Genomic DNA, 13,453 nt, shown 5'->3' on the forward strand with positions numbered 1-13,453 from the left:
GAATTTTAAACAATAATATATAGTTTAAAGACCAAAGAAATATTAAAGTGAAGGAGAGGATTTAATGAAGAAGACAGCAGGTATTCACCATATTACAGCAATTGTAGGACACCCGCAGGAAAACACCGACTTTTATGCAGGTGTTTTAGGATTAAGACTAGTTAAAAAAACAATTAACTTCGATGATCCGGGCACATATCATCTTTATTTTGGTGATGACGGAGGGAAACCAGGTACGATCATTACCTTCTTCCCTTGGGCTAACGCCTATCAAGGAAAGATTGGCAGTGGACAAGTTGGCGTAACCACGTATATTATTCCGATCGGTTCTATGAACTTCTGGGAAAATAGATTAGCGAAATTCAATATCGAGTACCAAATAACGCAACGATTCGGGGAAACATATTTAGAATTAGCCGATCCACATGGTTTGCAGCTAGAACTCGTAGAACGAGAAGGCGGCGTATCTAATAATTGGACACATGGTGATGTTACATCAGATGTAGCTATTAAAGGGTTTGGCGGGGCAATCCTGTTATCTACTAATCCAGAAAAGACTGGGGAAACATTGCAAAATGTGATGGGCCTTGAAAAAGTCGGTGAGGAAGAGGATTTAGTCCGCTTCAAATCTTACGGTGATATCGGCAATGTAATTGATGTAAAACAAACTCTAATTGGAAGAGGAAAAATTGGGGTTGGAACAGTTCACCATATAGCATGGCGGGCAAAAGACGATGAAGATCATTTGGACTGGCAGCAGCATGTAGCTAACAATGGTTATGGCGTTACAGCTGTAAGAGATAGGAACTATTTTAATGCCATTTACTTTAAAGAACATGGCGAAATTCTGTTTGAAATTGCAACAGACACGCCAGGATTTGCTCATGATGAGTCATACGAAACAATGGGAACAGAGCTGAAGCTACCTGCCCAATATGAACAGTACCGTGATCAATTAAATAAAGCTTTAATACCGATTGAGGTAAGAAGCTTGGATAAATAGGGATAATGGATCCGTTCTTCGACTGGTCTCAAATATCAATTGCATAGAGTGCTGTAACTATTATTAGAAAAGTAATTTAGACGTCCATGTGTAATGCGTGGACGTCTTTTTGTAATGTTTGTGATTTTGAGTGTAGCCATTCAATGGATCTGTTTTTTAATCTCCCAACCACCGTAAATTATATTTATTTTACCGATATCCATTAAAATTGACGAAATCTCCTACTGGTCTACGATAGCCCCGTGGACGCACCTTATCAACACTTTTACCAATCGTGATCATCATCATTGGTTGGAGATAATTTGGAATATTGAACGCTTCTCTTAATTGGTCTACATGATGGACATGCATTGGACAAGTATCAAATCCATAATGCTTGGCATTTAGCATGAATAACATTGCATTAATACCAACATTTCGCGCCAATTCTATATCTAGAGCATTTGAATTTCCCTTTAATCCATCACTATATTTCTTTATTGCGTCCATTGTCATATCATAATCAATTTCATTCATCATCTTTAGCATTTTCATCGGCTTATAGATCTCTTCAACCTCGGACATTTCAATGCTCTTTTTATTTCCCATTACAATAATAACGGCACTAGCTGTATGTATTTTATATTGGTTATAACTTAACTCTTTTACTCTTTCCTTTTTGTTTTCATCCGTTATTACTAAGTAATCCGTAAACTGTAAATTATAAGCACTTGGTGCGAGTTTTGTTAATTCAAATATTTTATGAAAATCATCTTCAGTCATTTTTTCATTTTCCATAAAATTAACTGCTGAATGTCGAGTGGTTACTAACTCTTCGTAATTCATTCTGATTCCCTCCTGAAATATAAAAATAGTTCTTTTTACCTAACTATAACTTGGATGATAAATATTTCAACTTAAATGCTTGGAAAACGAAATAGATAATCTCCAGATTTTCGTGAGGTTAGAGGAACAAATTTGAAACAGATGAGGAATTAAGACGTTTTAGAAAAAAATTAACTTTTTAATTGATGGAAAATCTAATTCAGTAATTAAACAAACATTTGATCAACTGAAAATATATTGTCGGCTCTAATCCAATAAGAATGTTTTTGAATAGGTTAAGAATTTAACGATTTCTTAACCATTTTTCATCCCTATATTTTTTAGGTGTTCGGTGAAATGACTTCTTGAACTTATCAATAAAGTAACTAACACTAGAAAACCCACATTCTATCGCAATTTCAGTAATAGTGCTCCTGGTCCCGATTAGAAGATCAATGCTGCGCTCTAATCGGTAATCAAGGATATACGTAAAGGGAGTTCGCCCAACATGTTTCTTAAATAATCTGTTCGTTTCAGACTTACTTAAATAGGCTATTTCAGCAAGTGTTTCTAATTTAATTTGTGTTCGGTAATGGGTATGAATGTATTCTAGAATATTTTTTACCCGTTGGTCGTAAATCGGATAACGATTGGATGAATCAAGTACAATCTCATGAAGTAATTCCTTGATGCATGTTAGATATTGAATGGTTATGATTAATTCAAATGATTTTTCTTTTTTAACGTAACAATCATAGCTAGTTAAAATGGCCTGTATGATAAGGTTATGTCTGTCTTTTAAAGGGTTTAGTATTACATATGGTGTGCTCCCTTCCTGAATTATAGGAAGGATGTATTTCGTCTGAATGTGTTTATCGAATAATGTAATCCCGATATTCCAGCAAATAAATGCAGTATTCCATGTTTTTGCATGGATTTCATGAATAACCCCAGAATTGATAAAAAATCCGGATCCTTCTGGTAAGTTTATTTTTCTTCCTAAAATATGAAGTTCTATCGTACCTTTTACCACGGCCACAAATTGTAACTCTTCATGCCAATGTAAGGGGATATATCCTAAGAGTCTCTCTGAAATAGTTGTGTATTCTAGGGAGTGTTGCCAACCTGGTTCTGTATAAGGAATGAGTTCTTCGTTCAGTGAATTTAAGATAATCTCTCTCTTCATTGCATCACCTCAATATTTATATATTTTTTGACTCTATTTATATATAATTATACGGTTTACTTAGATATAGTAATCATATCTTAATATTATAGGTGATGTAATGAAAAATACAAACAAACGTATAGTGGGCATTATTTTTGTTCTCATGGGTGCAAGTTTTTGGGGAATTGGTGGAACGGCAGCAAACTATTTATTTGAAACTGCCGATATCAGTGTAAATTGGTTTGTTTCAACAAGACTCGTTATTAGTGGGATATTATTATTAGGAATACAATTACTTCTAACAGGTAGAAAAACAGTTTTTACAATATGGAAAAATCCCCAAAAAAGATTGTCTCTAATTATCTTTAGCTTGTTGGGGATGTTATTAGTTCAGTATTCTTACATGGCCTCCATTGCAGAAGGTAACGCTGCAGTAGCTACTTTATTACAGTATCTAGCTCCCATTTATATTATTATCTGGGTTATTTTTAGAGGGCATCAAAGGTTACATGTTTCAGATGTGATTGCGATTCTGTTAACGATTATCGGAACACTGCTTTTATTAACGAATGGTTCCTTTAAAGGATTATCAGTCCCAGGTATTGCTATCGTTTGGGGTATTATTTCTGGTTTATCATTAGCATTTTATACACTTTATGCCCGTAATCTGCTACGTTTTTATTCATCTGTAACGGTTGTTGGGTGGGCTATGATTATTGCTGGGGTGTGTATGAATATCATTCATCCAATTTGGAGAGTTGAAACACAGGATTGGTCTGCAGCAACTCTCGGAGTATTAGGCTTCTCTATTATATTTGGTACAACACTTGCCTTCTGGATGTTTATCAAAAGTCTAGAGTATCTAGAAGCGAAAGAAACAACATTACTGGGCACTGTTGAGCCGTTAACAGCAGTTGTTAGCAGCATCATTTGGTTAAGTATTCCGTTCGGACTTTGGCAAGTAATCGGAATGGCCTTGATATTAATTTTAGTTGTTTATCTATCGTTAGTGAAAAAGTAATAAAAGTGTCACAACAGATAAAAAAGGCTATCCCAATACTTACCTGGAATAGCCTTTCCACGATCTCAAGAAATTTTAAAGGTACGATAAGAACAATCCACCGATTGCACCAGATAGCACAACTACCCATGGTGGAAGCTTCCAATAAACAAGCATACTGAATAATATTGCAGCCAGAGCAAAGTCAATTGGAGCATGAATAGCACTTGTCCAAATTGGGTTGTAAAGTGCAGCAATTAAAATACCTACAACAGAAGCATTTACCCCGATTAATGCAGCTTTAATTTTCGGGTTGCGACGTAGTGCATCCCAAAATGGCAATGTACCTAATATAAGAAGGAATGCTGGTAAAAATATTGCAAATGTAGCAAACAAACCACCTTGCCATCCATTTATTACTGCCCCAATGTATGCGGCGAACGTAAATAATGGACCGGGAACTGCCTGTGCTGCTCCATAACCTGCAAGGAACTCCTGTTCATTTAGCCATCCAGCAGGAACAAATTCCTGTTCTAATAACGGTAATACAACATGTCCTCCACCAAAAACGAGAGAGCCCGAGCGGTAAAAACTATCAAACAAAGCAATCCATTGTATCGATGTAAGGTTGCGTAATATCGGAAGCAGGATGAGCAAGCCAAAAAATAGAGATAAACAAATATATCCGAATCGACGGGAAATATGGAAATTACTAACCGCTTTTTCTTCCATGTTGGTTTGCTGCTTAAAAAGGAGAAAACCAACAACTGCTGCTAGAAGAATTGCGCCAATCTGTGTGTAAGCTGTTTGCCATAGTAGTGTAACAACAAGCGTAAATAAAGCAATTGTTTTCCTTTTTAAGTCTGGTGTTAAGTTTTTAGCCATTCCTAAGACTGCATGAGCGACAACGACAACAGCAACAATCTTAAGTCCATTGATCCATCCAGCATCTTCAATTCCAAATGTATGAAGAAGGGAAGCAAAAATAATAAGTGCAATCACAGATGGTAATGTGAAGCCAAGAAACGATATAATGCCACCTATTACTCCTCCGCGCATGACTCCAATCCCAATTCCAACCTGACTGCTAGCAGGTCCAGGAAGAAATTGGCAAAGCGCAACTAAATCTCCATAACTTTTCTCGTCCATCCATTTTCGCCTTCGAATATATTCTTCGTGAAAGTAACCTAAATGTGCAATAGGTCCACCGAATGAAGTTAAGCCAAGTCTAGTAGAGACGATTAAAATCTCAAACCATGTTTTAAGTTTATAATTCATATTTGAACTAGCCTCCTATTATTTAATCTCTTTAAACAGCTCATAAGCCTTAGCCCGGGCTTGATCAAGAATTTCTTCTCCCTTGCTAGTAGCTGTATAATATTTTCTTATTTTTCCTTCTACATTTCGATTTTCTTTCGTCAAAAGCCCATCTGATTCCATACTGTGAAGAATTGGATATAATGTACCCGCACTAATCTCATAGCCATGTGACTGTAGCTCTTCGTGCATCCAAGCTCCATAAATCGGATGTTCCTTTGCGTGATGCAAGATATGTATTTGAATAAATCCTAAAAAGAGCTTTCGCAGTATCTTATCTTCCAATTTTACTTACTCCTTCCTAATATTCTTTCAATATCGATTTCCGATATTGATTTTCGATATGTAAAAGATAACATGTGTCAATATCCAATTCAATGTACATCATTGAAACTTAACAAACTTTACATTATCTATAAAATGGAGTTCATTAAACTTGATTTAAATTAGAAAATAAAATAGAGCTTATAGAAGAAATTTTGTTATAGTAAATATATAAATATGAAAGAAAGCGCATTCCAGAATGCATAACAAATTTACGTACATAGGAAGTAGTAGACAATATTCATCGTCACTTAGGAAAAGCTAACATTATCAGTGTTCATGCATTTTCATAAAATAAAAGTAGAGTGAGAATTGTATTTCTGATTTTGGGTTTGAAATGGATGGCTTATATTGATTTAATTTGCATTTCAAAGATATTTTTCCTTTATAAGGAGGGAATCAGATGGATAACATTAATAATATATTAAGAACACACTATAATCTTGAAGTTCTTAATGTATCAAATCAACAAGGTGGTTGGGCATCCCTTGCTTATAAGGTGGATGATGGAAAGAGTAGTTACTTTTTAAAAGTATACGAAAAGAAAAGAGCGTCTACACCAAAATTAACAGCACTTATTGACCAATATATACCTATACTGATGTGGTTAAAGGAATATAGTAATTTAAAACATCATATCATTGTACCGATTTTAACAAAGCAGAGTGCGTATACATGCGAAGATGAAAACAACATTTATATGCTGTACGACTATATCGAAGGGGATACAATTGGTAATCAAGATTTAACAGATACCCAGATAAAGCAATTTTCACAGATTGTCTCAGAGCTTCACTTATATGCAGAGGATATTCCTATTAAAACAGATGCAATCAAAGAGGATTTTGATGTAACGTTTTTAGAACAGTTACAAGGTACGGTGAACAATGGCAATAATTTTCCTATCGACATATGGCAATTAATTCGTTCCTACATGAAGCCATTACAAGAGATGATTATACGTGTTGAAGGACTTGCAAGGAAACTAAAATCAGCTAATCTGAAAATGAGTCTGTGCCATACCGATTTACATTATTGGAATTTAATGCAATCTGATCATTTAATATTAATCGATTGGGAGGGGCTAAAATTAGCCCCGGTCGAAGCGGATTTAATGTTTGTTGTGAATAAGGACTATTTCAATAAATTTATTACGATTTATCGAAAAAATCATCCAAACTTCTCAATTGACTCGAACGTATTACAATTTTATCAAGAAAAAAGAAAGCTAGAGGATATTTGGGAGTTTATCGAACAACTTTTATACGATAAGCAAGAAGAGCAAGAACGAGTTACGACAATAAATTACTTAGTAGATGAGTTGAAACGTATTAGTGAATGATTAAGCCAGAACTTATTTTTCCTGTCACGAAAGTGTCATCACAGTCGTTGTAAAAGGATAATAACTATTATTATAAAAAGGAATTACGATGATTGAAGAGAACTAATATAAAGATGAGGTAATAATTCATCTTTATAATGTGAGGATGAGAAAAAGTGAGGTTAGATAATCCATTTGCTACCGGTAATACAGCAAAAATTTATATCAGTAATAATCGAGTAGTGAAATTGTTTAACGATGACTTGCCACAAAATGAAGCTATTTATGAAGCGAAAAAGCAAAAATATGCTTATTCGTGTGGAATTTTTGTCCCTAAAATTTTAGATGTTACGAAAATTGATGGGAAACAAGCAATTATAATGGAGTATATAAAGGGAAAGACGTTAGGTGACCTTTTAATGGCAAACCTAGAACGAGCAGAGCACTACATTAAGATCTCTGTTGAGGTACAACAGAAAATACATGCCCATGCTGCAAATACACGACTTGAACAAATGTCTGATAAACTATATCGTCAAATTAACGCAACGAGCTACCTAGATGGAAAGCAAAAGACGAGGTTAATACAGAAGTTAGATGCCATGACATTTGAAAAACGATTATGTCATGGAGACTTTCATCCATTTAATTTGATTCTGAGCAATGAAGATGTGGCAATAATTGATTGGGTTGATTCTAGCGCAGGTGATGTTCGAGCGGATGTCTACCGTACGTATCTCTTGTTTTCACAGATTGCAACGGAATTAGCTGATCGATATATCCATTTATATTGTGAGAAAAGCGGTTTTTCAAGAGGAGAAATACTTCAATGGGCTCCTATCATTGCGGGGGCACGTTTGTCTGAAAATGTATCTTCAGAAAGTGTTGAACGTCTAATAAAGATTGTAGACGAGTCAACTCTTATGTAATTACTACCTTAGAATCAAGGTGTTTTTCTGTAAACAGTTTATCATGTGTTGAATTGCTAAGCAGGCTTTGTTTTGTTATGTTTTTCCTAACGTATAATTTCTGAAGAGACAGTCTAGTTTAAAGATAATTTTATAGGAAAATGATGATAAAAGGATGATAAAAATGAAAAGAATACGTTTAAAAATGGAAAGAAAAAATCTATTAAATATTCCGGAATTTCCCCTTCCAGATGGGTATCAAATTCGGATGTTTAAAAAAGGTGATGAGCATAACTGGGCTAGAATTGAAGCGAGTGTGGATGAATTTAAAGATGAAAAGGCTGCCCTTGAACACTTTGCGAAAGAATTTGGTCCATACATAGATGAAATGGAAGAACGCTGTCTATTCGTTGAGAATAGTAATGGAGAAGCAATTGCAACAACAACAGCATGGTATGGAGATTTAAAAGGTGGTGGTGAGATTTTGGGCAGAATCCATTGGGTTGGTGTTGTTCCTGAATATCAAGGGAAGAAACTTTCGAAGCCTTTGCTTAGTGAAGCTTTGAAAGTTTTAGCGCAGCATCATGAAAGAGCATATCTTACATCGCAAACAACGAGTTATCAGGCTGTTAATATGTATTTAAACTTCGGATTTGAGCCTTTCCTTACAGAACCTAGCTGCCACGAGGCTTGGGATTTGATGGAAAGCGTATTAGCACGGCAGATCGTAACTAAATAAACGGTTTTATAAAAGACAATGATTTAAAAAAGTACCTAATGGAGGCGGAATATGATTAAAGCAGTAATCTTTGATTTCGACGGATTAATATTAGATACAGAGACAGCTTGGTTTCATTCATATAAGGAAGTTTTGCATGACCAATTTAAATTTGATTTACCGCTTGAAGTCTTTGTGAAATGTGTTGGTTCAAATGATACAGCATTATTTACATATTTGGAAAAAGAGATTGGTGATCAACTGGATCCAAATGCTATTCGTGAACACGCAGGGGTGTTACATGCACAACTGGTTAAGGAAGCAAAGGCACGAGAAGGCGTGGAAGCCTATCTTGCGGATGCACACGAGGCAGGCCTGACAATTGCTTTAGCAACGAGTTCAACTAAGAAGTGGGTGACTACCCATTTGACCAAGTTAGATTTGATTTCCTATTTTGATTATCTCATTACACAGGATATGGTGGAACATGTTAAGCCTGCGCCGGATTTGTTTTTGAAAACGTTAGAAGTACTTGATATTGAGCCGGATGAGGCAATCATTTTTGAAGATTCCTTAAACGGTTTAATAGCTGCATTGGAAGCGAAAGTACCAACGGTTATTATTCCGAATCCAGTTACAGAATCGTTACCATTTGAAAACTTTCATTTAAAGTTGAACTCAATGGCGGATATGACCTTACAGGAAATTATAGGGTCTTTAAATAAATAGGTGCGGTAATTCGAGATAACAACCCTCCTTTGAAGCATGTGAAGGAATAGTGAGCGCTTCACAAAAAACCTATCTGTAAGTAATTTATGTTAAAGTTTGGGTTATTGAACGTGATAAAAGGATCTGAAAAAGTGGGAGAGGAAGGTCTGTATTTAAGATGAACAAAAAAATTCTTGTGGCTATTGGATTTGCATTGGTAGTATTAGTAGGATATTTGTTTACAGTAAACGACAGTAACATGACACAGAAAGATAATGGATCGAAAGACATTAAGGATTTGGTGCATGATTACAGCATTGGCAGTGTAGAAGATCAGTCTGCTTCCATTACATCACATGAACTGATTGTGACGGATCAAGATGGAAGTCAGCAAAGCTATGCTTTACCGGAAGATGAGTTTTTTGTTTCCATCGCTCCTTATATGGAGCAAACCCATCCTTGTGCTATTCATAGCTTAACAGGCTGCCAAGGAGAACTAGTAAATGAAGAATTTGATGTATACATTGAAGATCTAGAAGGTAATGTGATAGTAGATGAAAAAATCAAGTCCCATTCCAATGGATTTATTGACTTATGGCTTCCTCGAGATAAAACGTATCGTATTACAATTGCAAATGATGGGAAAGAAGTGAAGTCAGAGATTTCTTCATTTGAAAATGATAATACGTGCATTACAACGTTACAATTGGTTTGAAGTATGTGTGATTTGTCGATTAAATAAATGAACCTTTTCCTACAATTCGACGTCCCTGATTTCTCATGAATGCAATGAAAGCTTGAAAAAAGATTAAAGGCAGAAGTTCGGTCATTTATAAAGGAACTAAGTCTTACTAGACAAAGATAGAGGGAATTCATATCCAGGTGATTAGTATTTTCCAACCACTGTCACGAGTATGACTCTGTATTGGATTACTAGAAATTACTCAGTAAAAAAATAACAGCTTACCTATAAGGAAGCTGTTATTTTATGTGCTTATTTCAGCAACTTTAAAACATTTTTAAAATCCTTGCTCTCAGCTGTCTCCATTAATTCATATAATGCCATTTCCACACTTGATGTCAGGACTCCGGATGCTTGCATTTTGTGAAGCCCAATTTCTTTATTTAACTTCGTTCGTGATGATACTGCGTCTGCTACAACCTGCACCTCATATCCTAGGGATTTTATTCCTAATGCTGTTTGATACACACAGATATGCGTTTCAATGCCAGCTATTAGAACCTGTTTTCGTTTCGTAGCAGTTAGTGCCTCCACAAATGCTTGGTTTTTGCATGCATCAAAAGTAATTTTATGAATCGGTTTAACGTGTGTTAAGTATTTTGCTAATGCTTCATTTGTTTGTCCAAGACCTTGCGGATATTGCTCTAGCCATACGATTGGAATTTGAAGAATGTTGAGCCCTTGAATGAGGACTTTTAAATTATCGATTAAGCTTTTGCTATCCTGTACAATGTTAGCCAGCTTCCCCTGTACATCCACTAATACAAAAACAGTACTTTCTTTATTGAGCATCCTATCCCTCTTCTCAAAACGAGCATTTAATTTTCTGCTTACTAATTAAGTTCGTTATTTCTTCATTTAAACCTTCTTTTCACTCTATTATTGTGAAAAGATTAGGCGAACCATTAAAGCGCAAGTCTTCATCCTCCTGTCAAAAAACAGACATAAATAATTTGGAAAAAGGTGTTGTCAAAATGATAAAAGCATTGTATTATTAAATTGTGAAATGATTCACAAACAATAGGGCCCAAAAGAAGCTAGTATGTAATGAAGAAATGGCTTCACTGTATACTAGATTATTAATTTAAATCCAATTTACCAGTTTAAGTGAAACAAGTTAACAGCATTTATTTTTTTGGTATTTAATGTGAAATTATTCACAAACTTTGAGATATCTTAATAGATTTTAGGGAGGAAACGACTATGAATTTTGCAGAGGTTTTTGCTAGTACAATTACAAATCCAAAGGTAATTAGTGCGGTAAGTTCTGCAGTGTTGATTATATTACTCGGTTTTTATTTACGGAAAAAGGATATCATCAGCAAACAGACATCTAAGATGCTGAGCGTGCTTCTATTGAGTGTTTCGATTCCAGCGCTTGCATATACAGCTTTTATGCAGGACATCGATACGGAAAGTTTAACACAAGGTATTAACTTATTAATTTGGGGATTTATTATCTATATTGTGCTCATTATTATGGGTAAATTCTTCTTTATGAATTTTACAGGAGATAAAAACAAAGTATTACATGTACTAACGATTTTCGGTTCTACAACGTTTTTCGGTATTCCGATTGTTGGTGTGATGTATGGTGCAGAAGGTGTTATGTACGCATCTATTTTTAACATTTCATATCGCGTGTTCTTGTACTCATACGGATATATTAAAATGTCAGGTCTGAAGTTTACGAAAGATAATATTAAAACCATGTTAATGAACCCAATTATCATTGCAACCTTTCTAGGCCTTGCTGTATGGATGTTCCAAGGCTATCTTCCTCAGGTACAAGCAACAAATGCTGAAGGTCTCGCTGTCTCTGCTGCATTCTTGCGTATTGATGTTACAGCGCCATGGTTATTTGAAACATTGAACTATCTTGCTAAGCTTTGCTCTCCGCTTGCATGGATTGCGATCGGAGCACAGCTTGCAGAAATTCCATTAAAAGATGCATTCCGTGATAAACCGTCCTTGCAATATAGTGCTGTAAAAGTAATCTTCGTTCCAGCTTTCATCTTAGCGTTAATTACAGCTGGAAGTATGTTGGGTATTTTCCCAGTTAATCATGTTGCAATGGCAACCGCAGTAATTATGATGGCGACTCCTACTGCAACAGTTGCTGCAGCATTTGCGATTAGCTTTGATAAAGAAGCTTTATTAACGTCAAATTGTTCCTTGCTATCAACGATTTTGGGAGTTGTAGCAATGCCGCTATGGGTAGTAGTTGTTGAATTGATGAAGGGATTTAGTATCTTTTCTTAATAGAGGTTGTTCAAAAAGATTTGGATGAACAATAATATAACTAAAAAGGCAGGTAATGAAAATGACAATTCAATTAGTATGTTTCGGTGTAAGAGACGTAGAGGTAGAATTTTTCAATTCCTTAAATAAATATAACTTTGATTTAACACTTATTGAAGAGCTAATGAATGATGAGAATGTGGAGCAATGTAAGGGCGCGGATGCAGTAATGATTCGGGGAAACTGTAAAGCGGATCGGTCAAACCTGACGAAATTAGCGGGTTATGGTATTCGCTATATTCTAACAAGAACAGTTGGATATAATCATATTGATCTTGAAGCAGCGGCTGAATTGGAATTAAAAGTAGCGCGTGTTCCAGCGTATTCACCAAATGCAATTTCAGAGCTTGCGTTAAACCTTGGAATTAACCTTTTACGAAATATCCCATATACAACTGCTAAAACGCATCAAAAAGATTTTACCGTGGACGCCATGATGTTTAGTAAAGAAATTAGAAAGTCAACGATTGGAATTTTAGGAACAGGAAAAATCGGTTTGACAACTGCCAAGCTATTTAAAGGGTTAGGAGCCCGTGTTGTAGCTTATGACATCTATGAGTCAGAAGCAGCAAGGGGAATTGTAGAGTACCTTCCATTGGAAGAAGTGTTAGCTATATCGGATGTTGTGTCTGCCCATGTTCCACACTTTAAAGGTGTTAATGATCACTTTATTAACGAAGCTTTCATCAATAAAATGAAGGATGGTGCAGTATTAATTAATACGTCTAGGGGAGAAATTCAAGACCATTCAGCTATTCTGCATGCACTTAAAGAAAATAAGCTTAGTGGATATGGTACAGATGTATTTGAAGGGGAGAAGGATTTCTTCTTCCGCAAATTAACAGGTGAGAAGCTGGATGATCCTGTGATTGAAGAATTAATTAGTCTTTATCCAAGGGTACTTGTTACACCACATATCGGTTCTTATACAGATGAGGCATTAACAAATATGGTTGAAATTTCTTATGATAACCTTCATGCGTATTTAATGTATGGCCGCTGTGAGAATGAGGTTCCACTACCTGAAATAGCGCTTGTTTAATCAACCAAGCCGACCAGTTCGATTGGTCGGCTTTCCTATTGCATAAGTAAAACGAAGGCATTCGTCTTGCTTAATAGTGAATACCTGGTTTTCTACT

General features: G+C 35.5%; 14 protein-coding genes. 9 read left to right on the top strand and 5 right to left on the bottom strand.

Going from position 1 to position 13,453, the window contains the following annotated elements; all coding sequences use genetic code 11:
- Positions 1–64 precede the first annotated feature (64 nt).
- A complete protein-coding gene (locus NST46_RS08470; protein ID WP_095313083.1) occupies positions 65–1,003 on the top strand; it encodes a ring-cleaving dioxygenase in 939 nt (312 codons plus the stop codon).
- 189 nt (positions 1,004–1,192) lie between these two features.
- On the opposite strand, the gene NST46_RS08475 is transcribed toward NST46_RS08470, so the two are convergent.
- Positions 1,193–1,828, bottom strand: a complete 636-nt coding sequence (locus NST46_RS08475; RefSeq protein ID WP_095313084.1) for a nitroreductase family protein — start codon at positions 1,826–1,828, stop codon at positions 1,193–1,195.
- 283 nt (positions 1,829–2,111) lie between these two features.
- Positions 2,112–2,993, bottom strand: a complete 882-nt coding sequence (locus tag NST46_RS08480; protein ID WP_303449428.1) for an AraC family transcriptional regulator — start codon at positions 2,991–2,993, stop codon at positions 2,112–2,114.
- Between the two features lie 100 nt (positions 2,994–3,093).
- Here NST46_RS08480 and NST46_RS08485 point away from each other — a divergent pair, with 100 nt between their 5' ends.
- Positions 3,094–3,996, top strand: coding sequence for a DMT family transporter (locus NST46_RS08485; protein ID WP_341137051.1), 903 nt, complete (start codon positions 3,094–3,096; stop codon positions 3,994–3,996).
- A 75-nt stretch (positions 3,997–4,071) separates the two neighbouring features.
- Here the strand turns inward: NST46_RS08485 and NST46_RS08490 are convergent, their stop codons facing one another.
- Both NST46_RS08490 and NST46_RS08495 read right to left on the bottom strand, forming a co-directional pair.
- Positions 4,072–5,253, bottom strand: a complete 1,182-nt coding sequence (locus tag NST46_RS08490) for a chromate transporter (protein ID WP_341137052.1) — start codon at positions 5,251–5,253, stop codon at positions 4,072–4,074.
- Positions 5,254–5,271: 18 nt separating this feature from the next.
- On the bottom strand, positions 5,272–5,577 hold the full coding sequence (locus NST46_RS08495; protein ID WP_095313088.1) for a PadR family transcriptional regulator: 306 nt from the start codon (positions 5,575–5,577) through the stop codon (positions 5,272–5,274).
- Between the two features lie 442 nt (positions 5,578–6,019).
- On the opposite strand from NST46_RS08495, the gene NST46_RS08500 reads away from it, so the two are divergent.
- The 5 genes from NST46_RS08500 to NST46_RS08520 all read left to right on the top strand — a co-directional run bounded on the left by NST46_RS08500 (position 6,020) and on the right by NST46_RS08520 (position 9,986).
- Positions 6,020–6,958 (top strand): aminoglycoside phosphotransferase family protein, encoded by a 939-nt coding sequence (locus tag NST46_RS08500; RefSeq protein WP_341137053.1) that lies wholly within the window; start codon positions 6,020–6,022, stop codon positions 6,956–6,958.
- A 155-nt stretch (positions 6,959–7,113) separates the two neighbouring features.
- Complete coding sequence (locus NST46_RS08505) at positions 7,114–7,866, top strand: aminoglycoside phosphotransferase family protein (RefSeq protein WP_095313090.1); 753 nt, start codon at positions 7,114–7,116, stop codon at positions 7,864–7,866.
- Positions 7,867–8,029: 163 nt separating this feature from the next.
- Positions 8,030–8,584: a GNAT family N-acetyltransferase gene (locus NST46_RS08510; protein WP_095313091.1), complete on the top strand. Its 555-nt coding sequence runs from the start codon at positions 8,030–8,032 to the stop codon at positions 8,582–8,584.
- A gap of 51 nt (positions 8,585–8,635) precedes the next feature.
- A complete protein-coding gene (locus NST46_RS08515) occupies positions 8,636–9,292 on the top strand; it encodes an HAD family hydrolase (RefSeq protein ID WP_095313092.1) in 657 nt (218 codons plus the stop codon).
- A gap of 157 nt (positions 9,293–9,449) precedes the next feature.
- Positions 9,450–9,986 (top strand): CueP family metal-binding protein, encoded by a 537-nt coding sequence (locus NST46_RS08520; protein WP_095313093.1) that lies wholly within the window; start codon positions 9,450–9,452, stop codon positions 9,984–9,986.
- A gap of 279 nt (positions 9,987–10,265) precedes the next feature.
- On the opposite strand, the gene NST46_RS08525 is transcribed toward NST46_RS08520, so the two are convergent.
- Positions 10,266–10,805, bottom strand: a complete 540-nt coding sequence (locus NST46_RS08525) for an isochorismatase family protein (RefSeq protein ID WP_341137054.1) — start codon at positions 10,803–10,805, stop codon at positions 10,266–10,268.
- Between the two features lie 411 nt (positions 10,806–11,216).
- Between NST46_RS08525 and NST46_RS08530 the strand changes: the two genes are divergently transcribed.
- Positions 11,217–12,275, top strand: coding sequence for an AEC family transporter (locus tag NST46_RS08530; protein ID WP_118890200.1), 1,059 nt, complete (start codon positions 11,217–11,219; stop codon positions 12,273–12,275).
- Between the two features lie 61 nt (positions 12,276–12,336).
- Complete coding sequence (locus NST46_RS08535) at positions 12,337–13,356, top strand: 2-hydroxyacid dehydrogenase (protein ID WP_379600129.1); 1,020 nt, start codon at positions 12,337–12,339, stop codon at positions 13,354–13,356.
- Positions 13,357–13,453: the final 97 nt, after the last annotated feature.

Source organism: Oceanobacillus sp. FSL W7-1309 (assembly GCF_038002145.1).
In the GTDB taxonomy this organism is placed as follows: domain Bacteria; phylum Bacillota; class Bacilli; order Bacillales; family Amphibacillaceae; genus Oceanobacillus; species Oceanobacillus profundus.

Excerpts from the sequence above, each read along its gene's own strand:
- NST46_RS08535 (WP_379600129.1), top strand. The coding sequence starts at position 12,337 with ATGACAATTCAATTAGTATGTTTCGGTGTAAGAGACGTAGAGGTAGAA.
- NST46_RS08475 (WP_095313084.1), bottom strand. The coding sequence starts at position 1,828 with ATGAATTACGAAGAGTTAGTAACCACTCGACATTCAGCAGTTAATTTT.
- NST46_RS08500 (WP_341137053.1), top strand. The coding sequence starts at position 6,020 with ATGGATAACATTAATAATATATTAAGAACACACTATAATCTTGAAGTT.
- NST46_RS08525 (WP_341137054.1), bottom strand. The coding sequence starts at position 10,805 with ATGCTCAATAAAGAAAGTACTGTTTTTGTATTAGTGGATGTACAGGGG.
- NST46_RS08515 (WP_095313092.1), top strand. The coding sequence starts at position 8,636 with ATGATTAAAGCAGTAATCTTTGATTTCGACGGATTAATATTAGATACA.
- NST46_RS08470 (WP_095313083.1), top strand. The coding sequence starts at position 65 with ATGAAGAAGACAGCAGGTATTCACCATATTACAGCAATTGTAGGACAC.
- NST46_RS08530 (WP_118890200.1), top strand. The coding sequence starts at position 11,217 with ATGAATTTTGCAGAGGTTTTTGCTAGTACAATTACAAATCCAAAGGTA.
- NST46_RS08480 (WP_303449428.1), bottom strand. The coding sequence starts at position 2,993 with ATGAAGAGAGAGATTATCTTAAATTCACTGAACGAAGAACTCATTCCT.
- NST46_RS08490 (WP_341137052.1), bottom strand. The coding sequence starts at position 5,253 with ATGAATTATAAACTTAAAACATGGTTTGAGATTTTAATCGTCTCTACT.
- NST46_RS08485 (WP_341137051.1), top strand. The coding sequence starts at position 3,094 with ATGAAAAATACAAACAAACGTATAGTGGGCATTATTTTTGTTCTCATG.
- NST46_RS08520 (WP_095313093.1), top strand. The coding sequence starts at position 9,450 with ATGAACAAAAAAATTCTTGTGGCTATTGGATTTGCATTGGTAGTATTA.
- NST46_RS08510 (WP_095313091.1), top strand. The coding sequence starts at position 8,030 with ATGAAAAGAATACGTTTAAAAATGGAAAGAAAAAATCTATTAAATATT.